Genomic DNA, 19418 nt, shown 5'->3' on the forward strand with positions numbered 1-19418 from the left:
TGTGCGTGAAATCCTCTGCTCGCTGTCGTTCAGACCGGCAGGCGGAACTGTTTGCGCAGGCTCTTGTCGAATATCCCCGCAGGGGCAAAGCGGCGCAGCAGGCTGACTTGGCGCGCTGCCTTGCCGGCGGTGTAGCGCCGTAGCGGACGGGCATCGGTCGCTGCTTTGACGACCACCTGCGCCACCACTTCGGGCCGATCGGCGACAGGCATCACATCGCGAAGCAGCGCTTCCAGCGTAGCTCGAGCCTGATCGTATTCCTGCAAAGGCGAATCCGGCTGGATCCCGTTCTGGTCGAAGACAGTACGAACGAATGCCGGCTCGATGACCGAGACGCGGATATTGAAGGCACGAACCTCATGGTCGAGCGATTCCGAATAGCCCTCGAGCGCGTGCTTGACTGCCGAATAATGCGCTGAATACGGCGCCGGCACCAGTCCCAGCACAGAGCCGATATTGACAATGCGCCCTTCGCCACGCCGCCGCATCGACGGCAGCACCGCATTGGTCACGCGGATGACGCCGAACAGATTGACGTCGAACAGGGCCTGTACCTGTGCAATCGAGAATTCCTCGGCGCCTCCAAGCTGGCCGACGCCGGCATTGTTGACCAAGAGGTCGATCCGGCCGGTCTGCGAGAGCACCGTCGAAACGAGTGCGGCAACGGCCTCACCGTCGGTCACGTCGCAAACCAGCATGGTCACCCCGTCCGGGCCGTCGTCGGCCTTGCGCCGGCTGGTTCCGAAAACCGTGAACCCCGCCCTTGCCAGAGCCTCGGCACTGGCGCGGCCAATGCCCGAAGAGGCTCCCGTCACAACAGCGGTTTTTCCGGAATTCGCATTCATTTCGTGCTCCAAAATCATGAGGGCTAGCTTTTTTGCGCCCGTTGAATTACAGTCGTAATATCAGATTACGCTCATAATGCAATAGCAGAAAGGAATAGCAGCCATGCGCTACGAAAAGGGCCGGAAGGACACCTCGCGCGGACGGATCATGGAGGTCGCAGCGGAACGCTTTCGCGGCGACGGCATAGCTGCGTCCGGACTGGCGACCATCATGAGCGACGCCGGGCTGACGAACGGCGCCTTCTATCCACACTTTCAATCCAAGGCGCAGCTTGTCCGCGAAAGCGTGGCGGCGGCGATGGAGCTTCAGGCGCAGCAACTGGCGGAAGCATTGGCTTCGGGCGTGGAGATGGCCATCGACACGTATCTGTCGGCCGAGCACCGGGACAACCCCGGAAAGGGCTGCGCGTCAGCTGCGCTGCTGCCGGAACTCGCCCGTCAGCCGCCTGAAACGCGTGAAGCCTATACAGACCACCTGCTGGCCTTGGTGCGCCAGTTGGCGCAAGCGCTACCGCAGGCCAAGGATCCGGAAGGCGTGGCGCTGGCTGTCTTTGCAACGCTCCTCGGCACGCTGCAAATGGCCCGCGCCGTGGGCGGAACGGAATTGTCCGATCGCATCCTCGCGGTGGGGAAAAATGCGGCGAAGACGCTGATCGAGCAGCGTTAGCGCTCCAGGAAAGATCGTAGCGGCGTTGCCGGCCATATGGCTGACATCGGGTGATCGCGAAGGAAGCTGATCGTGAGGAATATGCCGGGCGTTGACGGATAGCCGATCCGTCAGATCTTCCGGCTGGCCAGCAGCCTTGTCAGCCAGTCCGGATTCATTTCCGGAACAGAGGACAATAGCCGTTCGGTATAGGCCGCGTGCGGTGGCGTGAGAACTTCGCTCTTCAATCCTTGCTCGACGACTTTGCCGCGGTGCATGACGACGATTTCGTCGGCTATCGCGCGCACGGTAGCAATGTCATGGGTAATGAAGATGTAGCTCATTCCGAGTTCACGTTGGAGACGTATGAGAAGCTTGAGAATTTCCTCTTGGACGATCTGGTCGAGCGCGGACGTGATCTCGTCGCAGATGATAAGCTCCGGATCGGCAGCCAACGCTCGGGCAATGCAGACGCGCTGTTTTTGGCCACCCGACAGCTCGCCAGGCAGGCGTTCCAGAAAATCTTCGCTCATCTCGACCATGTGCATAAGTTCGCCGATCCGGCGATCCCTCCGCGCGCCTTTGAGGCCGAGGTAGAATTCGAGCGGCCGAGCTATGACTTCTTCGACCGTTTGGCGCGGATTCAGGGCGTTGTCGGGCATTTGATAAATCATCTGTATGCGGCGCAGGACCTCCTTCGGCCGCGTCTTCAGGCCCGTGGAAAGAAGCCGGCCGGCAAAAGAAATCGAACCTGAAATTGGCGGCAAAAGGCCGGTGACGACTCGAGCGAGCGTCGATTTTCCCGAACCGGATTCGCCGACCACAGCCACGGTTCTTCCGCGCGGAACCTTGATGGAGACATCCTGGAGCACCTTGACCTTTCCTGCATAGGCCGCGGTAACGTTGTCTATCGTCAGCAGATAGTCATCGGCTGGAACTTCGGGCTTGGCGAGCTTGCGTACGGCCCAGAGCGTCTTTGTATATTCCTGGCTGGGCGAGGCCAGCATCTGGCGTGTGTCAGCCTCCTCCACGGTACGTCCGTGGCGCAGAACCATGATACGATCCGCCATTTGCGCCACCACCGCCAGGTCATGCGTCACATAGATTGCAGCGGTGCTGAATTCCTCCACGATGTTGCGAATGGAAGCTAGAACTTCAACCTGCGTGGTCACATCGAGCGCCGTTGTTGGCTCGTCGAATATTATGAGGTCCGGACGACAAGCCATTGCCATCGCTGTCATTGCCCGTTGCAACTGCCCGCCGGAGACCTGATGAGGATAACGAAAGCCTATGGTCTCCGGTTCTGGGAGTTGAAGGCGTCGATAAAGATCGACGGCGCTCCGGTTCGCCTCTTCCCGGCCAGCAATTCCATGCGCCACCGCGGTTTCGACGGTTTGTTCCAAGAGCCGATGTGCCGGATTGAAAGAGGCAGCCGCGCTTTGCGCGACATAGGCAATGCGGGAGCCCCTGAGGCGACGGCGCCCTTTTTCATTGACCGCCAGAAGATCAATCCCGTCGAACAGGACCGAGCCTTGCGTGATCCGGCAGCCCGGCTTGGCATAACCCATTGCGGCAAGGCCAATGGTGGACTTGCCGGCGCCTGACTCGCCGATCAGCCCAAGAACCTGGCCCCGCTTCAGCGTCAGATCGACCCCGTGGACAATGGGATGCCACCGCTCATCCGAGAACCCCTCCACATGCAGATTGCGGATTTGAAGCAGATCCTTTCCTTTTTCGCGTGGGCCTGGGCCGCTACTTTTCATCCCGCAACCCGCTTGTTGCTTGCAGGAACCAGTCCACCACGAAATTCACGGACACGGTAAGGAGAGCAATCGCGCCGGCCGGAAGTAGCGGGGTGACATCGCCGTAGGTGATCAGGGTCGCGTTCTCGCGCACCATTGATCCCCAATCGGCCGTCGGCGGCTGAATACCGACGCCGAGAAACGACAGCGCCGCAACTGTCAGGAACACGAAGCAGAATCGCAAGCCGAACTCGGCGACCAGTGGCGGCATGACATTGGGAAGGATTTCCTTGGCGATGATCCATTTCGGTCCCTCGCCGCGTAATCGTGCCACCTCGACATATTCCATCACCGCCACGTTAAGCCCGACGGCGCGAGAAAGCCGAAAGACCCGGGTGGAATCCAGAAGCGCAATGATGACAATCAGGCTGGTGATCGACGAGCCGAAGATCGTCAGCAGCACCAGCGCGAAGATCAGACTCGGGATTGACATCAGCACGTCTACCGCACGCGATAATATCTGGTCGAGCCACCCCCTGTACAATGCGGCAAGAAGGCCGAGCGAGACGCCGACCGCGAAGGACAGCAACGTGGTCGCCACCGCGATAGCGATGGTGTTGCGCGCACCGTAGATCAAGCGGGTGAGCATGTCGCGGCCGAGCTGATCGGTTCCCAGTTTGAACTCCTGGCTCCACGGCGCGAAGGCTTCGCTGAAAACCTGCGTCTCGCCATATGGGGCTATCCAGTGCGCGAAAACCGCAACAAAGACGTAGCCGAGGATCACGACGATGCCGAACCACGCGCTGAACGGTGCCTTCTTCAGCGCAGTTTTCGCCCGGGTGGCACGCGAGCGCCTCAGCCTCCGAACCGCCGCGACAGAGTCGGATCTGGTCATCGTGGGTGCAAGAGCCTGGGATTGGTGGCGATGGAAATAACGTCGGCTAGCAAGTTGAGAAGGATGTAAGTCGCGGCGAAAATCAGGGCGCAGGCCTGGACAACCGGAACATCCCTGGATTTCACCGCGTCAACCATCAGTTGGCCGATGCCGGGGTAGACGAACACTACCTCGACCACGACCACTCCGACGATGAGATACGCCAGGTTGAACGCCACCACAGTGACGATCGGAGCCCAGGCATTGGGCAGGGCATGCCTCAGCACGATCACGATCGGGGACATTCCCTTGAGGCGCGCCATATCGATGTAGGGGCTTGCCAGCATGTTGATGATGGCCGCTCGGGTCATGCGCATCATGTGGGCCACGATTACGAGCGTAAGGGTGATTGCCGGCAGGGCCACTTTCCAGAGATGCTCCCAAAATGGCGTCTGATCGTTCACATTCGACAATGTCGGAAATTTAGGAACCGCATTGAGCGCCCAGTTCAGCGAGACAGTGAGCCAATGAGGCAGCGTTTGAGCGAAATCGGATCCGATGAACGTGTCGCGCGAGATCACCAGGTAGGCGAGCATATAGGCGACGAAAAATTCCGGGAATGAAATGGTTGTCAGTGTCGCGACATTCACCAGCCGGTCGAACCAGCCGTTGCGGTACAGCGCAGCCAGAATGCCAAGCCCTAAGGCCAGCGGAACGGCTATCAGCGCCGTCACCGCTGCAAGGAACATCGTGTTGTAGAGGCGGGGTGCGATGATCTCGGCCACGGTACGCCGATATCCGGTGCGGCTCGCAAACGAAGAGCCGAAATCGCCATGGAGCATCTGGGCGACCCAAACGAAGTAGCGCTCGACAGGCGGACGATCGATGCCGATTTCCCGCTGGAACGCGGCGACCGTTTCGGGCGTCGCCGATTGCCCAAGCGTGGCCTTGGCGAAGTCGCCTGGAAGCATTGCGATCGCAGAGAAGATGATGATGGACACGATGAACAAAGTGACCAGGCCGAGGCCAAGGCGCTGCAGGACCGTTCTTGCGACGGGGTTCATGTGCGTGGCGTTTCCCTTTGGGCGGCAGCCCTGCACTCGGAGTAAGCCGGCCGGAGCCACAAGACCATCGCGGCTCCGGCCCGCCATCTCATGCCGTGGCGATCCACCAGCGTTCGGCCATTTTCAGTCCATCGTTCTCCCAGTTGGGCGCCACATCACCGTGTGCGAGCTTTTTGGATTGCGCGCTGACGAAATTGTTGAAGACCAGCACGATGCTGCCGCCGTCATCGTGGGTTAACTGCTGCATCTCGGCATACATCGCCGCTCGCTTGGCCTCGTCCGTCTCGGCGCGCGCCTGGACAAGCAATTCGTTGAAGTGGGGATTTTTCCAGAAAGACTCATTCCAACTGGAGTCGGCGGCGAAGGCTTGCGTGAACATCCAGTCGGCCGTGGCCCGACCGCTCCAATAGGAAGCGCACCAGGGTTTCTTCAGCCAGACATTGTCCCAATAAGCGTCCTCGGCCTCACGCACGACATTTACGTCGATGCCGCATTGGGCCGCCGTTTCGCGAATGAGCGAAGCCGCGTCCACGGCGCCGGCAAAAGCGGCATCGGCGACCGAGAGATCCACTTTCAGGTTCTCCATTCCGGCCTTTTTCAGGTAGTGCTTTGCTTTTTCCGGATCGAAGCTGTGTTGCGGTTGCGGATCTTTGGCGAATTTGATGGCCGGCGCGATGGGGTTGTCGTTGGCCACAGTAGCGTGGCCAAGAAAAATCTTGTCGACGATTTCTTGGCGATCGATCGCCCATTTCAATGCCATTCGCACGTCCGGATTATCAAACGGCGCCATCGTGACATTCATCGGCAAGGTATAGTGCCCGTAGCCAGTGACTTCGACGATTTCCACCTTGGGATTGCGTTTCAACATGCCGAGGGTCTTCAGGTCGGCGCGGCCGATATAGTCCACCTCCCCCGTGGACAGCGCCGCCATGCGGGCGGCAAGATCCGTGATTGCGATGAACTCCACCTCGTCGAGATAGGGCTTGCCATTCTTGAAGTAGTTTGGATTGCGCTTGAGTTTGGCCGAAACACCGGGCTGGAAATTCTCGAGGACGAAAGCGCCGGTGCGAACGCCTGAAGCCCAATCCGCCTTGCCGTCCTTGGCCGGCATGATGACCAGATGGTAGTCACTCATAATGTAAGGGAAATCGGCGTTGCCGTCCTTGAGCGTGAAGACCACCGTTTCCGGGCCGTCCGCCTTGACGTCGGCGACGGAGTCCAACAGCGATTTCGCCGCCGATTTGGTGTCCTTGCCCATGTGATATTGCAAGGAGGTCACGACGTCATCCGCCGTCACGGTCTTGCCGTTATGAAAGGTTGCGCCTTTGCGCAGCTTGAAGGCCCAGGTTTTGGCCCCATCCGAAGTTTCAAAGCTCTCGGCGAGGTCCGGTTGGACATTGCCTTTGGCGTCGACCTCGGTGAGGCTGTTGGACAGCGAGCCCGAAAAAGCGGTTTGTGTGAACGTGTCGGGGTAGCCGGCCGGATCGATCGAATCCGTCGTCGCGCCATGAGCCATGCCGAGCTTGGCGAAGCCGCCCTGCATCGGTTCGGCCCGCGCCGTGCTCACGAACAGCCGGTCGGCGGCGGCAACGGTCAGGCCCGCGGCCAGCCCAAGATGAATGAAGTCGCGGCGGGAAACCTTGCCGCCTCCGATCAGGCTTTGCGCGATACCAAGCTTGTATTCAGATTCTGACATTTGACTCTCCCATTGCGGAGTTCTCCGCGTTATTTCTCGTCAAGCACCGGCGAACAAATCTGCTTATTGGCTCCCGCCACCTTTCCTTCGAATTTTTCCAATCCCAATCGGCTTGCGCCAATCAGGCCGTCACGTAGATGCCGCCGGCTTCGACGGTGACTGGAAATGTGCGCGCGCGAACGGAGGGATCGACCAAGGCCGCGCCCGACTTGATGTCGAACTCCCAGCCGTGCCAGGCGCATCGAACGATCTCGTTTTCGCGATGATAGATGAATTGCGCCTGTTCAACGGGCGCGGTTGTGCCGCATTGCGGCCCCTCGCAAAGCGGAGCGCCGCGGTGCGGACAGACATTGAGCAGCGCGTGGAATGAATCTCCGATGCGGAAAATCCCGACGGAAAGGCTGCGGATCTTGGCGATGAACGGAGACCCTGTTTCGATCTCGTCGACGCGGCAGATATAGGTCTTCTCGGGCATCGTATGCTTCCTCAGGCGGCATTCGCGGCTTGCGCGCGGGGGATGCGTTTGTAGACTTCCAGCGCGTTCAGTCCCATGATCTTGCTCTTCCAGGCAGGAGGGATTTGCAGCGTGTTGGCATCGTCGTAATCCCAGTGCGGATAGTCCGATGCGAACATCAGCGTGTTTTCGCCGTCCATCGCCTCGAGCGTGGACCAGAGATGTTGGATGTTTGCAGGCTGCTCCAGCGGCTGCGTGGAAAAGCGGATGTTGCGCCGGCAATATTCAGACGGCAGCATCTTCAGCCATGGCGTCTCCTTGCGCAGCGCTTTGTAGTCGGCGTCCAAGCGCCAAAGGACCGACGGAACCCAGGCGACGCCGCACTCGATGATCACGAAGTAGAGGTCCGGCCATTTCTCGAAGACGCCATGGGCGATCATGCTTGCCACGTGCGACATCGCCGACATGTGCAGAATGGCATGCGTTTCCCAGAAGAATGTCGTCGGGGCAGGAGCAATGGCAGTTGAATTCACGCCGCCATGCCCGCCCAGATGAATGGCGAATGGCAACCCCACTTCCGCGCAGGCTTCGTAGATCGGATGGTAAAACGGGTCGCCATACGGCTTGACGGACCCCTGGGAGGCGAGAACCTGGACCATGCGCGGATGACTGCCAAGACGGCGTATCTCGGCGGCAGCGAGCTTCGGATCCTGTGGCGCGATGATGATCGAGCCCATGAAACGATCGTCTTTCGGCAACCACTGATCGATCTGATAATCGTTGTAAGCGCTGACCAGAGCGCTGGCATAGTAAGGGTTAGCCAGGGTCGACGCCTCGATAGGCTCATCGCCGGTCAGGATCGCCACGTCGACTTTGTATTTGTCGAGGTGCTTCTCTTTCATGATGAGATAGTTGTCGGCTTCCGTTTTCGGACGGATGTCCTTGCGGGAGAAGTCCTGCGGGTGGAACCAGGGCCGATGACCATGCGGAAAGGCGCCAACGGGGCCTGTTTTCTCGCCCTCGATGAACATGTCTTTCCACAAGCCGGAGAGATAGGGCTCCAACACGGTGGCGCTTGACCAGTAATTATGACAGTCGCAGTCCACTATGAACACTTCTTCCGCTCCGTATCCGTACCTCGTCCCGGCGGCGCTGCCGGCCGCTGATCTGCTGCAGCTTCCGCCTTGAGTATTGTTTGATCAAGCTTATGATACGTCGAATATGATCGAGTTTTTCGATTGGAGATTTCATGCAACTTGATCACATCGAGACCTTTCTCGACATTATCGAATCGAGAAACTTCAATCGCACCGCGGATCGGCTAGGATTGACCCAGTCGACGATCAGCACCCGCATCAAGAACCTCGAGAGCGCAATCGGGTCCGAACTGTTCCAGCGCGGACGCGCCGGGGCGGAGCCGACCGCCGCAGGGCGCCGGTTCGAAGCTTATGCAAGATCCTTGCTGTCCACATGGTCGCAGGCTCGCCACGATGTCCGGGCGTTCAATCGTTTCGAAGGCACCTTGCGCGTCGCCGCGCAGGTCGGGATGACCCGCTCGGTTTTGCCGGGTTGGGTGGAGACGCTGTGTCAGGCTCTTCCCAAATCGTCGATCCATGTCGAGTCGGATTATTCAAACCAGATGGTCAGCGACCTAAGCATGGGAAATCTCGACATCGCAGTGCTTTACGCTCCGCGATACCTACCCGAAATCTCCTATGAGCATTTGATGGTTGAGGAATATGTGATGGTTTCCACGGTGGCCAGAACCCTCTCCGAGATCGATCCCGAAACCTACATTCGTCCGGGCTATACGGTCCTGCTGGAGAAGGCCCATGCCGAATTGCTCGGCGAGTTGGCGATCTGTCGCCTTTCCATGGGATCGGAAACCTTGGCGGAGATGATGCTACGGCGCACGGGCGGCACCTGCTATATGAGAAGTGACGATGCGCGCAGGTTCGCCCTCGAACGCCCATCGTTCATCGTCGAAGGCGCTCCGACGCTGCATCAGCCGGTACACACGGCCATCCTGGCGCGCCGCAAACACGAACCGATCATCCGCAAGGGAATCCGCGCCCTTCACGTTGCCGTGATGTCACTGGATATGTAATCGAAATAATCGATCATAACTTGGGAGGGATGCTTCTGTTGCGGGGGGCCTGGAACTGGCATCTTGGCTCGACTTCAAACCGAGATGAATGATGAACGCACACGTTTCCTTTGGGGCCCCCGACCTCCTCCCGATGAGGCGTCATCGGCAATGGGCACAAACCACATCGCAGCTTGTACTCTGCCGTCGTGTAATCGAGGAAACGCCCGATGTGAAAACCTTCGTTTTCACATCCCCGACGGATCGGATGTTCTGCTTCAGCGCGGGCCAGTATGTGCTCGTGCACCTTAAGATCGAGGGTGCCGCGGTGACGCGCTCCTACTCTGTTTCGTCACCACCGACGCGACCGCTCGACCTGCAGATCACGGTGAAGCGAACACCGGGCGGCCTGGTTTCGAATTGGCTCCACGACAATTTGGGGGCGGGCGACGAGATCGAGATCGAAGGGCCGCTCGGCTCATTCAATCTCGATGACCTGCCATATGAAAAGCCGCTCTTCCTTTCGGGCGGCAGCGGGATAACGCCGGTGATGTCCATGCTGCGTGCGCTTACCGACCGCGCGGCCGACCAGGATATCTCATTCGTTCATAGTGCCAGAACGCCTGGTGACATAATCTTTCGACGGGAATTGGACGCACTTGCCTCTCGCTTTCCCAACGTAAAAGTAACGTGCGTTTGTAGCCAGGAAGATCCCACCTGGAGGGGGCCGACTGGCAGAATAGACAGTCAGCTGCTGCTGACCCTCATTCCCGATCTCCACAACCGCACTATCTTTGCCTGCGGCCCTGAAGCGTACATGAAAGCCGCACGTGCCTGCCTGGATGCGATTGGCGTGGCTCCGTCGCGGTACCACCAGGAGAGCTTCGGCGGCGTCAGCAGCCCTCAGTTGGAACCGGCCTCGACAATACCATCTTCGGTCCGTTTCGTCCGCTCCGGGATCGTGCATAACTGCTTGCCCGGAGAGACGCTGCTGGAGGCGGCACGCCAATGTGGCGTCTACGTCCCAACCGCCTGCCAGCAGGGAGTTTGCGGCACATGCCGCATTGCCAAGCTGTCCGGCGAAGTCGCCATGGAGGATCTCGGCGGGCTGGCCCCTGAAGAGAAGTCGGCCGGCTATGTCCTGGCATGCTGCAGCCAACCCCAGGGCGCGGTTTCGCTCGATCTTTAACCTCCGGGTGCTTGGTTCAGCATTGAAGCCGGCGCAGTAGTGTGAACTGTCGGTGAAGGCGTTGCCGGCGTACCGGACTGATGCCCATCGACCCCAGTCGATATTGCTCAGAAGTCGAGAGCGACCATCATGCCGCGGACTTCGGCCATTTCCAGCAGCAGGTCCTGCAGTCTGTCGTCCAGCGCGGCGCCGGTCAGCGCCAGAAGCTCGGTGATGCTCTCTCTCATCGATATGACGGCGGCGCCTGTCTTCTCGGCGAGCAGCCGACCGATGGCAGCTCGGATCAGGTCGTCCTGATCAGACATCGCTTCACCTCCCGACGCACTGCAACCTCCCCTTGCTTTCCATGCCTCACCGCCGCTTTCGACAACAGGGCGTGATTTCCCATACGGTATGATTTTCGATGCGACATCAGGCACCTTTGCTCATGCCAGCAGACCGTCTCGATGGGCCCGCCAGTCGTTCAACACCGACAATGAGGGCAGCAGCGAAAAAGGGCCGGGCTGGACCGTTTCAACCGCTGCAAGCAGCGCCAGCGGCACTTCGTGCCGATAAAGCCCAATGCACACGCCCCCTTCGACCGTTGCCGGCAATTCCGTGATTGTGTCGAAAATCGAAAACGTACCCGTTGGCTCTTCCACGATTTCGAAACGCCCCACCCGAAACCTCCCTCTGCACAAAAGTAGCGACCAACGCGGACATCCCCAACCGGTTCCCTGAGGCCGGCACTTTTTTTCGCGCCTTGGTTGTAGCGCATACCGCCAGGACAGTCATGCCCGCAGGGCGCACAGTCAAAATCGCTACGCACATTTTAAATCTTGACGCGTGTCAATTTTTTATAAAACATGCGCAAACGCTGGCATGGCATCGGCCGGCGCTCTGGGAGGAGCAATGCCTGACGTCGAAAGCGCCCGAACCTGGGCTGCAGTCCACATCCCAAGCGGGCAGCATTCTGTTGGCGAGACCCATCGCGCTAGGCGCCGGGTCGCTTGCGTGCCGTCTAACATTGCAGTCGCCGGACAGCGACATTGATGCAGCCCATAAAACAATCAGGAGGAGGAAAACCATGCGTATGTTCAATTGCCTGAAGCTTGGCACGAACTTGCTTGGCGCAGGCATACTTGCAGCCATCGTCGCAGCGCCCGCCCATGCCGAGGATACGGCGAAAGTCGCGGCCATCGTCAAAGGCCTCGACAATCCGTTCTTCCAGACCATGCAGAAGGGCATCGAGGAGCAGGCCAAGGCAAACGGCGTGAATGTCAGCGTCCAGGCCGCCGCCAACATGGGTGACGCCACCGGCCAGGCCGACCGCCTGACCGCCATGGCCATGCAGGATTTCGATTGCTACCTGGTCAACCCGATCAGCGTCTCCAATCTCGTCCAGGCGCTGGTGCCGGTCGCCCAGAAGAAGAAGCCGATCGTCAACATCGACTCGACCATCGACCCCGAGCAGGCCAAGGCCGCCGGCTTTGCCGTCTCGACCTATATCGGCACCGACAATGTCGCCGCCGGCGCGCTGGCCGGCGAAGAGATGCTGAAGCTGGTGCCGAAGGGCTCCAAGGTCGCGCTGGTCGCCGGCATCGTCGGCGATGTCGGCTCCAACGCCCGCATCAAGGGCTTCAAGCAGGCGGTGGAAGGTAAACTCGACATCGTGGTGATGGTCAGCGCCGACTGGGATCGCGAAAAGGCGCTGACCGCCGCAACCGATATCCTCGCTGCCCATCCGGACCTCGCCGGCTTCTTCGCCGCCAACGACATCATGGCACTCGGCGTCGAGCGCGCCGTGCGGACCTCGGGCAAGGACGTCAAGGTGATCGGCCTCGACGGCATCGTCGATGCGCTGAAGTCGATCGCATCAGGCGAACTCACCGCCACCGTCGCCCAATATCCCTATGTCGTCGGCGCCATGGGCCTCGAGGCCTGTGCAGTGGCCGCCAAGGGCAAGGAACTGCCGGCCAACGTGCCAGCACCGGTGCTGTTGATCAACAAGGACAATGCCGAAGCCTCGCTGAAGAATTTTCCGCGTCCGGGCGGCGACTATCCCGATCCCTTCCGCGAGATGCTGAAGTGAGCACACCTGCAGACAACGCGCCCGCCGCCCATTCGGCGGGTGCGGAGGAGAGCCGTCCCTCCCTGGCGGCTCTCCTCCTCGATCCCTCCTTCTGGGCCGACTGGGCATCCGTCGTCGGCCTGGTCGGCCTCGTCATCGTCTTCGGCATCGCCCAGCCGGTCTTTCTCAGCGTCGCCAATCTGCAGGCGCTGTTGCTGGCGGCTGCGATCCTGGTCGTGCTGTCGATCGGCCAGACCTTCGTCATCGCCACCTCGGGCATCGACCTGTCGCTGGCGGCCGCCGTCATGCTCGGCGCCATCATCCTCGGCCTCGTCAATGCCGCCGACTACGGCATCTTCATCGCCTGCATGCTCGCGGTTCTCGCCACCAGCGCCGTCGGCTTCCTCAACGGGCTGATCATTACGGCAGGCAAGATCCCCGACTTCGTGGTGACGCTCGGCACGCTGTCGGGCATCACCGGGCTTGGGCTCATCCTGTCGGGCGGCGAACCGACCATGGTCGGCTCGACCTTCCTGCTCAGGCTCGCCTCGGGCTCGTTCGGACCGTTCGGCTATCCGGTCTGGGTAGCGATCGCAGCCGTCATCGTCGCCCATATCGCGCTCTACCACACGCGCTTCGGCGTGCATCTGCTGGCGACCGGCGGCCAGGCTGAAAGTGCCGGCGCGCTGGGCATCCGCACCAACCGGGTCAAGATCGCCGCCTATACGATTTCCGGTCTCTGCGCCGGCATCGCGGCCATTCTCCTGGTCGCCCGCATCGGCTCGGCCGAACCGCAGATCAACACCAGCCTGCTCTTGAATTCGGTGGCGGCGGTGGTGCTGGGCGGCGTCAGCCTGTTCGGCGGCCGCGCCAGCATTCTGGGACCGGCGATCGGCGCGCTGATGCTCACAGCACTCGTCAACGGCCTGACCTTGCTCAACGTCTCGGCTTTCTACCAACCGCTTGCCGTGGGGGCCATCGTGGTGCTGGCGGCGCTGATCATGCGGTATCAGAAATGAGCGCTCCCCATCATATCCCCGCCACTGAGGCGATCATCGCCTGCGAAGGGCTGAGCAAGCATTTCGGCGGCATCCGCGCCTTCACCGACGTCGCCTTCCAGGCCCGTCGCGGCGAGGTCACCGCCGTCATCGGCGACAATGGCGCCGGCAAGTCGACGCTGATCCGCAGCCTGGTCGGCGTGCATCAGCCGGACACCGGCAATTTGTTCTTCGACGGACGGGCGCGGCCCTTCGCCAATCCCGACGAGGCACGCAAGGCCGGCATCGAGACCGTGCACCAGAACCTGGCGCTGATCGACGAACTGACGGTCGCGCAGAACCTGTTCCTCAACCGCGAGATCGTGCGCCGCATCGGCCCGTTCGCTTTCCTCGACCGCAAGGCGATGAAGCGCGAGGCCCGCTTAATGCTGTCGCGGCTGTCGATCAACGTGCCGTCGATCAACCAGCGTGTGCGGCGTCTGTCGGGCGGCCAGCGGCAGGCGATCTCGATCTGCCGCGCTGTCGGCTCCGGCGCCAAGCTGGTGGTGATGGACGAACCGACGGCGGCGCTCGGCGTGCAGGAGACGGCCAATGTCGAGGCGCTGATCCGGCGCCTGCGCGAGCAATCCGTCAGCGTCATCCTGGTCAGCCACAATTTCGATCAGGTCCGCCGCCTGTCCGACCAGATCTGGGTGATGCGGGCGGGAAAGATGGCGGCGACCGTGCGCGCTTCCGAAACGTCCGGAAATGAGCTCGTCGCGCTGGTAACCGGCGCGGCATAGTCCTGCAGCATCAGACTTGAAATCAAAGGGAGTTCGCCTGTGGCACCAATTCGTGTCGGACTGATAGGTCTTGGAGAGGTCGCGCAGTCGATCCATCTGCCTGTGCTGGGCGATCAGCGCGACCGCTGGGTGATCGCGGGCGTGTACGACGTGTCGCCCAGCCTGATGTCACTCGTCACCTCCGAATTTGCGACGGCAAAGGCCTTCGACACGGCCGAGGCGCTGATTAATTCGCCCGACATCGACGCTGTGTTCGTGCTGTCATCCGACGATACCCACAGCCGCTTCGTGCGGGCGGCGATTGCTGCCAACAAACATATCCTGCTGGAAAAGCCCGCTTGCCTCAAGGTGCGCGAAATCGACGATCTGCTGGCGCTGATGCCGGGCTACGACAAGACCCTGTTCGTCGGCTATATGCGCCGCTATGCGCCCGCCTATCTGGCCGCCAGGGACGAGCTGCCCGCCTTCGCCGACATCACCCATGTCCGCATCTTCGACCTGATCTCGGAGGGCCGGCATTTCCTCAAGAAGAGCCAGAACGTCCTTTACCCCCAGGACATCGACCCTGCCCTGCTGGCGCGTGGCGCAAGCGAACGCGACGCGCTGATCCGCGAGGTGGTGGGCGCCGACGCGCCGGCCGATCTGGTGCGCGCCTATCGCGGGCTGACGGCACTTTCCTCGCACCACATTTCGGCGATGCGTGGGCTGATCGGCGAGCCGACGCGCGTGCTGGCCGCGCACCGCACCAACGGCAGCGCCAACACATCAGTCACCTTCGACTACGGCCATTTCGCCTGTCTCTACGACGCGGTGGTCGACGATCTCGGCTTGTTCGACGCCATGATCGAGGTGCGCTCGAACAACAGGCGGGTGCGCATCATCTACGACACGCCCTACATCCGCAGCCTGCCGACGCGGCTGGAGGTCACCGATGCCGGCCCGTTCGGCCCGGTGACGAAAACCCTCGGGCCTCTCTACGGCGATGCTTTCTCGAAAGAACTCGAGACTTTCCACCGCCACATCACCCAAGGCACAAAGCCGCTGACCGACCTCGCCGATTCCCGCCGCGACCTGGCGCTGATGGCCGAGATCATCGAGCGGATGAAGGAGAGTGGCGGGCGCTGAGGCGCTGCCTGCCGCCTACTTCCCACAGTGATGATCGTTGATCTTGTTCAACGCATTCGCGTCGGGTCCGACGCGATGATAGGAGCACGCGCCGGCTGCTGTCGTGACCAACTGCTGATCGTAGTAGCGCGGGCCGCCGAACAGGATGTCGATGAGATCGCCTTCGGCGGGAACGTAGCGTTCGGAGTGGACCCGGCGGTCGTGATACCGGTCGCCAGCGAAAGCCGGGGCGCAAACGCTTGAGCCCATGGCGACAGCGAGAGCTAGGATCGCAACGCATTTCGTGGTCATCGCCAATACCCTCCTGGCCATTTCCGGAATCACACCATACATCCAAAACCGCCAGCCGGACAAAAGTTCCGGAGATGACCGCGATAGGCTCTTGCCGAAGCCAGCTGCCTCGCTCATCCATGGTGCGTGGAAATGTGGGACCCGTGATGACCGATGCCGGCTTTCATCTCGTCGAAGCGACGATCGACCAATTGCGCCGCGCGCTCGATGACGGCACCGTCACCAGCGTCGAACTGGTCGGGGCGTATCTCAGGCGCATCGCGCATTTCGACCGGCACGGCATCAGCCTCAATGCCGTCCCGTTGCTCAACCCTGGCATGTTCGAGGAGGCTGCCGCCTCCGACCAGCGCCGCCGCAACGGCACCGTGCTCGGGCCACTCGACGGCATCCCCTACACCGCCAAGGACAGCTACAAGGTATCAGGCCTGACGGTCGCCGCCGGCTCGCCGGCCTTCGAGCATCTCATTGCCAATGAGGACGCCTTCACCATCGCCCGGCTGCGGGCCGGCGGCGCGGTGCTGATCGGGCTGACCAACATGCCGCCGATGGCCAATGGCGGCATGCAGCGCGGCGTCTATGGCCGCGCCGAAAGTCCGTACAATGGCGACTATCTCACCGCCGCCTTCGCATCGGGCTCATCCAATGGCTCCGGCACAGCGACAGCGGCCAGCTTCTGCGCCTTCGGGCTTGGCGAGGAAACCTGGTCGTCCGGCCGCGCGCCGGCCACCAACAATGCGCTGGTCGCCTATACGCCGTCGCGCGGTGTCATTTCGGTGCGCGGCAACTGGCCGCTGGTCCCGACCATGGATGTCGTCGCGCCGCACACGCGCAGCGTCCCCGACATGCTCGAACTGCTCGATGTGATCGTCGCCGACGACCGCGAGACGCGAGGCGATTTCTGGCGCGCGCAGCCCTGGGTCAAGCTGCCGAAAAGCTCCGACGTGCGGCCGCCGCGCTATACCGACCTCACACTGGCGGGGTCGTTGAAAGGCATGCGGCTTGGCGTGCCCAGAATGTATATCGGCCGCGACACCGAGGCCGACAAGCCGATCGAAACCCGCGCCTCGGTACTTGCCCTGTGGGAGCAGACGGCGGCCGATCTGAGGCGGCTTGGCGCCGAGGTGATCGAGGTCGATTTTCCCGTCGTCTCCAACTATGAACGCGACCGCCCCGGCGCGCGCAGCATGGTCGAGCGCGAGCTGATGCCGCCGGACTTCGCCGAACGCGAGCTCTGGGACCTCTGCATCTGGGGCTGGGACGACTTTTTGCGCGCCAATGCCGATCCGGCCTTGCCCGATCTCGCTTCGATCGATGGCCCCAAAATCTTCCCGCAACCGCCGGGTACGCTGCCCGACCGGTACGAAGGCGGCTTCGACCTGAGGGAATATGTCGAGCGGGCACGGTCCGGCGTCACGCCCGTCACGGAAATCCCGACGATTGAAGAAGGCCTGAAGGGACTCGAAGCGACAAGGCGGATCGATTTCGAGGACTGGCTGGACGCCCATGGCATCGACGCCGTGGTGCTGCCCGCCGCCGCCGATGTCGGACCGGCCGATGCAGACATCGACGAGGCGTCCGCCGCCCTTGCCTGGCGCAACGGCACCTGGGTCGCCAACGGCAATCTGGTCTGGCGCCATTTCGGCATCCCCACCGTCACCGTGCCGATGGGTACGATGGCCGATATCGGTATGCCGGTCGGCCTGACTTTCGCCGGCAAGGCCTATGACGACGAAAGGCTGCTGCGCATGGCCGGCGATTTCGAACGCTCCACGCAGCGCCGCACCCGCCCGCCGCGCACGCCAGAACTTGCCGCCGATGTGTTTTCAGGCCGCCCCGCCCGAGCCGACGACAGCAAGGCGTCAGCGTTCGCCATCACGCTTGCCGCCGAGACGCGGCCTTTCGGCGATCAGGACGAGATCGTCATCACGCTCGACCTGCCAAATGAGGTGTCTGGGACGGCCTGCCTCAAGGTACATGTCAACGGAGAGGCCGTCGCGCTGCAGCGAAGCGGTGCGCGCTTCAGCGGGCACGCGCTCATTCCGGCCGCCGAGCATCAGCGCTTCCACAGCGTCTGGCGTGGCTCCTACGGTTCGATCGTCACAGCGGTGGTGTGGCTGGAGGATGGGCGCAGCGCCGGCGCCTATCTGGTTACGGGCGGGATTGGGTGAGGTTGCGCAATTCGTGCCTTAAGCCTCCCCGAATTCGTCATCCTAGGGCGGAGCAAGGAGCGAAGCGACGCGGCGCAGACCCTAGGATCCATGCCAGGACTGTGACCGAAGAATGCATCGGTCCAGAGCAATTGAGGTCAACTTTTCTTTCCAGATGCAGCGATTGCGACTGAAAGTTCTCCACCGTCGCACCGCACGGAAGTCGCGGCATGGATCCTAGGGTCTTCGCCACGTCGCTTCGCGACTGCTACGCCCTAGGATGACGAAGCGTGGGGTTCGCAAAAGTGTCGTCAATCAACGATCGCCAACCTCTCGCAGTTCTGGCAGCGCCGTTCCCCTCGTCATCCACTTGCAAAGCGACTCTCGACATAGGCCAGGTCCCGCTGAATGACATCCCGCTTGTCTTGCGACAGACCGCCAAGCAGCTTTTCATCGAGATATCCTGCTCGAATAAGCTGCGCGAACACGAAGAGAAGCTGCGAATAGCGATAGTCGAACGTGCGATCGATTTCCCGTCGCTGTTCACGCAAATAGCCTTCGAGCTCCCACATCTCGGAGGGCTGCGTCACCGCACTCGCCTTGCTTTTGAAGTCGGCCATCGTCTTTGCGAGCGCCGCCTCAAGAGCGGTATCGAAGGCATGGCGCGCGAGCTTCTTTTCGGATCCGGACCACTCGAAATCACTCATTTGATATCTCCATGGATGCCCTGTGAATTCAACCCAGGTTTTCACGAAAACGTGCCTGCTGCTACCCCCGCGCCGCCCAAAGCAAACCCCGCTCCACCATCAGCGCCATTTCCGGCACCGCGAACTCATCCGCCGTGTGACCAAGGGAACTGTAGAAAACCTTCCCCGCCCCATAGCGCCGTTTCCAGACGACCGGCATGACGACGCCGCCTATCCCCGGAAAATGCGCGTCGGTGAAAGTGGTGGTCGCCAGCACCTCGTTGCTTGGGTCGACATGCATGTAATATTGCTCCGACCGGTAGGCGAAATCGCTGATACCTTTTGTGATCGGATCGTCCGGCCGGGTGATGGCGACGTGATAGTCGATGATGTTGCCGGGATGCGCGACCCATTGACCGCCGGTCATGAACTGATAGTCGGGCTCGTTGCGGAAACTGTCGCCCATCGTCCCGTGGAAACCGCCGAGTCCGCTCCCCCCGAGAACCGCATGCGTCAGGTTCTGCAGTTCGGTCTTCTCGATCGTCGACATGGTGATGACGGGCACGATGAGATCGAATGACGACAGCTCCGGATCGGCGAACATCGCCGTGCCCTCGCCCAACGTGACGTCGAAGCCGTTTCGCTCAAGCAAGGTGCGAACGATCTTCGCGCTCTGCTCCGGCGTATGGCCCTCCCAGCCGCCCCAGGCGATCAAGGCCTTCTTTGGCATGGTGTACCTCCCT

General features: G+C 61.3%; 20 protein-coding genes. 8 read left to right on the forward strand and 12 right to left on the reverse strand.

Features of this window, described 5'->3' with window-relative positions; all coding sequences use genetic code 11:
- Positions 1-29: 29 nt before the first annotated feature.
- The gene (locus NKJ00_RS23885) at positions 30-845 is read right to left on the reverse strand and encodes an oxidoreductase (protein ID WP_352610843.1); all 816 of its coding nucleotides are present in this window, start codon (positions 843-845) and stop codon (positions 30-32) included.
- A gap of 103 nt (positions 846-948) precedes the next feature.
- On the opposite strand from NKJ00_RS23885, the gene NKJ00_RS23890 reads away from it, so the two are divergent.
- Positions 949-1512 (forward strand): TetR/AcrR family transcriptional regulator, encoded by a 564-nt coding sequence (locus NKJ00_RS23890; protein WP_352551465.1) that lies wholly within the window; start codon positions 949-951, stop codon positions 1510-1512.
- 110 nt (positions 1513-1622) lie between these two features.
- Here NKJ00_RS23890 and NKJ00_RS23895 read toward each other — a convergent pair whose 3' ends face one another.
- The 6 genes from NKJ00_RS23895 to NKJ00_RS23920 all read right to left on the reverse strand — a co-directional run bounded on the left by NKJ00_RS23895 (position 1623) and on the right by NKJ00_RS23920 (position 8436).
- Positions 1623-3254, reverse strand: coding sequence for an ABC transporter ATP-binding protein (locus NKJ00_RS23895; RefSeq protein WP_023809360.1), 1632 nt, complete (start codon positions 3252-3254; stop codon positions 1623-1625).
- Entirely contained in the window at positions 3244-4128 is an 885-nt protein-coding gene (locus tag NKJ00_RS23900) for an ABC transporter permease (RefSeq protein ID WP_023809361.1), read from the reverse strand. Before NKJ00_RS23900 ends, NKJ00_RS23895 begins: the two co-directional genes overlap by 11 nt.
- Positions 4125-5171: an ABC transporter permease gene (locus NKJ00_RS23905; protein WP_023809362.1), complete on the reverse strand. Its 1047-nt coding sequence runs from the start codon at positions 5169-5171 to the stop codon at positions 4125-4127. Before NKJ00_RS23905 ends, NKJ00_RS23900 begins: the two co-directional genes overlap by 4 nt.
- 88 nt (positions 5172-5259) lie before the next feature.
- Entirely contained in the window at positions 5260-6867 is a 1608-nt protein-coding gene (locus NKJ00_RS23910; RefSeq protein WP_352631512.1) for an ABC transporter substrate-binding protein, read from the reverse strand.
- 121 nt (positions 6868-6988) lie between these two features.
- A complete protein-coding gene (locus NKJ00_RS23915; protein WP_023809364.1) occupies positions 6989-7342 on the reverse strand; it encodes a Rieske (2Fe-2S) protein in 354 nt (117 codons plus the stop codon).
- Positions 7343-7353: 11 nt separating this feature from the next.
- The gene (locus NKJ00_RS23920; protein WP_023809365.1) at positions 7354-8436 is read right to left on the reverse strand and encodes an amidohydrolase family protein; all 1083 of its coding nucleotides are present in this window, start codon (positions 8434-8436) and stop codon (positions 7354-7356) included.
- Positions 8437-8570: 134 nt separating this feature from the next.
- On the opposite strand from NKJ00_RS23920, the gene NKJ00_RS23925 reads away from it, so the two are divergent.
- Together NKJ00_RS23925 and NKJ00_RS23930 are read left to right on the forward strand one after the other, a co-directional pair.
- Positions 8571-9428, forward strand: coding sequence for a LysR family transcriptional regulator (locus NKJ00_RS23925; RefSeq protein ID WP_352631514.1), 858 nt, complete (start codon positions 8571-8573; stop codon positions 9426-9428).
- Positions 9429-9639: 211 nt separating this feature from the next.
- Positions 9640-10596 (forward strand): FAD-binding oxidoreductase, encoded by a 957-nt coding sequence (locus NKJ00_RS23930; RefSeq protein ID WP_352631516.1) that lies wholly within the window; start codon positions 9640-9642, stop codon positions 10594-10596.
- Positions 10597-10703: 107 nt separating this feature from the next.
- On the opposite strand, the gene NKJ00_RS23935 is transcribed toward NKJ00_RS23930, so the two are convergent.
- Positions 10704-10901 carry a hypothetical protein gene (locus tag NKJ00_RS23935; protein ID WP_352631518.1) on the reverse strand — a complete coding sequence of 66 codons (198 nt, stop codon included), beginning with the start codon at positions 10899-10901 and terminating at the stop codon, positions 10704-10706.
- A 120-nt stretch (positions 10902-11021) separates the two neighbouring features.
- On the reverse strand, positions 11022-11255 hold the full coding sequence (locus tag NKJ00_RS23940; protein ID WP_023809369.1) for a hypothetical protein: 234 nt from the start codon (positions 11253-11255) through the stop codon (positions 11022-11024).
- 407 nt (positions 11256-11662) lie between these two features.
- Here NKJ00_RS23940 and NKJ00_RS23945 point away from each other — a divergent pair, with 407 nt between their 5' ends.
- Genes NKJ00_RS23945 through NKJ00_RS23960 form a run of 4 tightly spaced genes read left to right on the forward strand, consistent with a single transcriptional unit; the run spans position 11663 to position 15551 of the window.
- Complete coding sequence (locus tag NKJ00_RS23945; RefSeq protein ID WP_023809370.1) at positions 11663-12667, forward strand: sugar ABC transporter substrate-binding protein; 1005 nt, start codon at positions 11663-11665, stop codon at positions 12665-12667.
- Entirely contained in the window at positions 12664-13665 is a 1002-nt protein-coding gene (locus NKJ00_RS23950; protein WP_023809371.1) for an ABC transporter permease, read from the forward strand. Before NKJ00_RS23945 ends, NKJ00_RS23950 begins: the two co-directional genes overlap by 4 nt.
- Positions 13662-14426, forward strand: coding sequence for an ATP-binding cassette domain-containing protein (locus NKJ00_RS23955; protein ID WP_023809372.1), 765 nt, complete (start codon positions 13662-13664; stop codon positions 14424-14426). The genes NKJ00_RS23950 and NKJ00_RS23955 overlap by 4 nt, the downstream gene beginning before the upstream one ends.
- 39 nt (positions 14427-14465) lie before the next feature.
- Positions 14466-15551 (forward strand): Gfo/Idh/MocA family protein, encoded by a 1086-nt coding sequence (locus tag NKJ00_RS23960; protein ID WP_352631521.1) that lies wholly within the window; start codon positions 14466-14468, stop codon positions 15549-15551.
- Between the two features lie 15 nt (positions 15552-15566).
- Here the strand turns inward: NKJ00_RS23960 and NKJ00_RS23965 are convergent, their stop codons facing one another.
- A complete protein-coding gene (locus NKJ00_RS23965; protein ID WP_023809374.1) occupies positions 15567-15842 on the reverse strand; it encodes a hypothetical protein in 276 nt (91 codons plus the stop codon).
- A 146-nt stretch (positions 15843-15988) separates the two neighbouring features.
- On the opposite strand from NKJ00_RS23965, the gene NKJ00_RS23970 reads away from it, so the two are divergent.
- Complete coding sequence (locus tag NKJ00_RS23970; protein ID WP_352631523.1) at positions 15989-18010, forward strand: amidase; 2022 nt, start codon at positions 15989-15991, stop codon at positions 18008-18010.
- Positions 18011-18351: 341 nt separating this feature from the next.
- On the opposite strand, the gene frp is transcribed toward NKJ00_RS23970, so the two are convergent.
- On the reverse strand, positions 18352-18696 hold the full coding sequence (gene frp / locus NKJ00_RS23975) for a fluorescence recovery protein (RefSeq protein ID WP_023809376.1): 345 nt from the start codon (positions 18694-18696) through the stop codon (positions 18352-18354).
- A gap of 61 nt (positions 18697-18757) precedes the next feature.
- The gene (locus NKJ00_RS23980) at positions 18758-19405 is read right to left on the reverse strand and encodes a ThuA domain-containing protein (protein ID WP_023809377.1); all 648 of its coding nucleotides are present in this window, start codon (positions 19403-19405) and stop codon (positions 18758-18760) included.
- Positions 19406-19418: the final 13 nt, after the last annotated feature.

The organism is Mesorhizobium sp. M0227 (assembly GCF_040321855.1).
In the GTDB taxonomy this organism is placed as follows: domain Bacteria; phylum Pseudomonadota; class Alphaproteobacteria; order Rhizobiales; family Rhizobiaceae; genus Mesorhizobium.

What these genes read in the sequence shown, in the direction of transcription:
- NKJ00_RS23905 (WP_023809362.1), bottom strand. Translation starts at nt 5,171, where the DNA reads ATGAACCCCGTCGCAAGAACGGTCCTGCAGCGCCTTGGCCTCGGCCTG.
- NKJ00_RS23955 (WP_023809372.1), top strand. Translation starts at nt 13,662, where the DNA reads ATGAGCGCTCCCCATCATATCCCCGCCACTGAGGCGATCATCGCCTGC.
- NKJ00_RS23915 (WP_023809364.1), bottom strand. Translation starts at nt 7,342, where the DNA reads ATGCCCGAGAAGACCTATATCTGCCGCGTCGACGAGATCGAAACAGGG.
- NKJ00_RS23925 (WP_352631514.1), top strand. Translation starts at nt 8,571, where the DNA reads ATGCAACTTGATCACATCGAGACCTTTCTCGACATTATCGAATCGAGA.
- NKJ00_RS23970 (WP_352631523.1), top strand. Translation starts at nt 15,989, where the DNA reads ATGACCGATGCCGGCTTTCATCTCGTCGAAGCGACGATCGACCAATTG.
- NKJ00_RS23885 (WP_352610843.1), bottom strand. Translation starts at nt 845, where the DNA reads ATGAATGCGAATTCCGGAAAAACCGCTGTTGTGACGGGAGCCTCTTCG.
- NKJ00_RS23895 (WP_023809360.1), bottom strand. Translation starts at nt 3,254, where the DNA reads ATGAAAAGTAGCGGCCCAGGCCCACGCGAAAAAGGAAAGGATCTGCTT.
- frp (WP_023809376.1), bottom strand. Translation starts at nt 18,696, where the DNA reads ATGAGTGATTTCGAGTGGTCCGGATCCGAAAAGAAGCTCGCGCGCCAT.
- NKJ00_RS23965 (WP_023809374.1), bottom strand. Translation starts at nt 15,842, where the DNA reads ATGACCACGAAATGCGTTGCGATCCTAGCTCTCGCTGTCGCCATGGGC.
- NKJ00_RS23900 (WP_023809361.1), bottom strand. Translation starts at nt 4,128, where the DNA reads ATGACCAGATCCGACTCTGTCGCGGCGGTTCGGAGGCTGAGGCGCTCG.
- NKJ00_RS23890 (WP_352551465.1), top strand. Translation starts at nt 949, where the DNA reads ATGCGCTACGAAAAGGGCCGGAAGGACACCTCGCGCGGACGGATCATG.
- NKJ00_RS23945 (WP_023809370.1), top strand. Translation starts at nt 11,663, where the DNA reads ATGCGTATGTTCAATTGCCTGAAGCTTGGCACGAACTTGCTTGGCGCA.
- NKJ00_RS23935 (WP_352631518.1), bottom strand. Translation starts at nt 10,901, where the DNA reads ATGTCTGATCAGGACGACCTGATCCGAGCTGCCATCGGTCGGCTGCTC.
- NKJ00_RS23980 (WP_023809377.1), bottom strand. Translation starts at nt 19,405, where the DNA reads ATGCCAAAGAAGGCCTTGATCGCCTGGGGCGGCTGGGAGGGCCATACG.
- NKJ00_RS23910 (WP_352631512.1), bottom strand. Translation starts at nt 6,867, where the DNA reads ATGTCAGAATCTGAATACAAGCTTGGTATCGCGCAAAGCCTGATCGGA.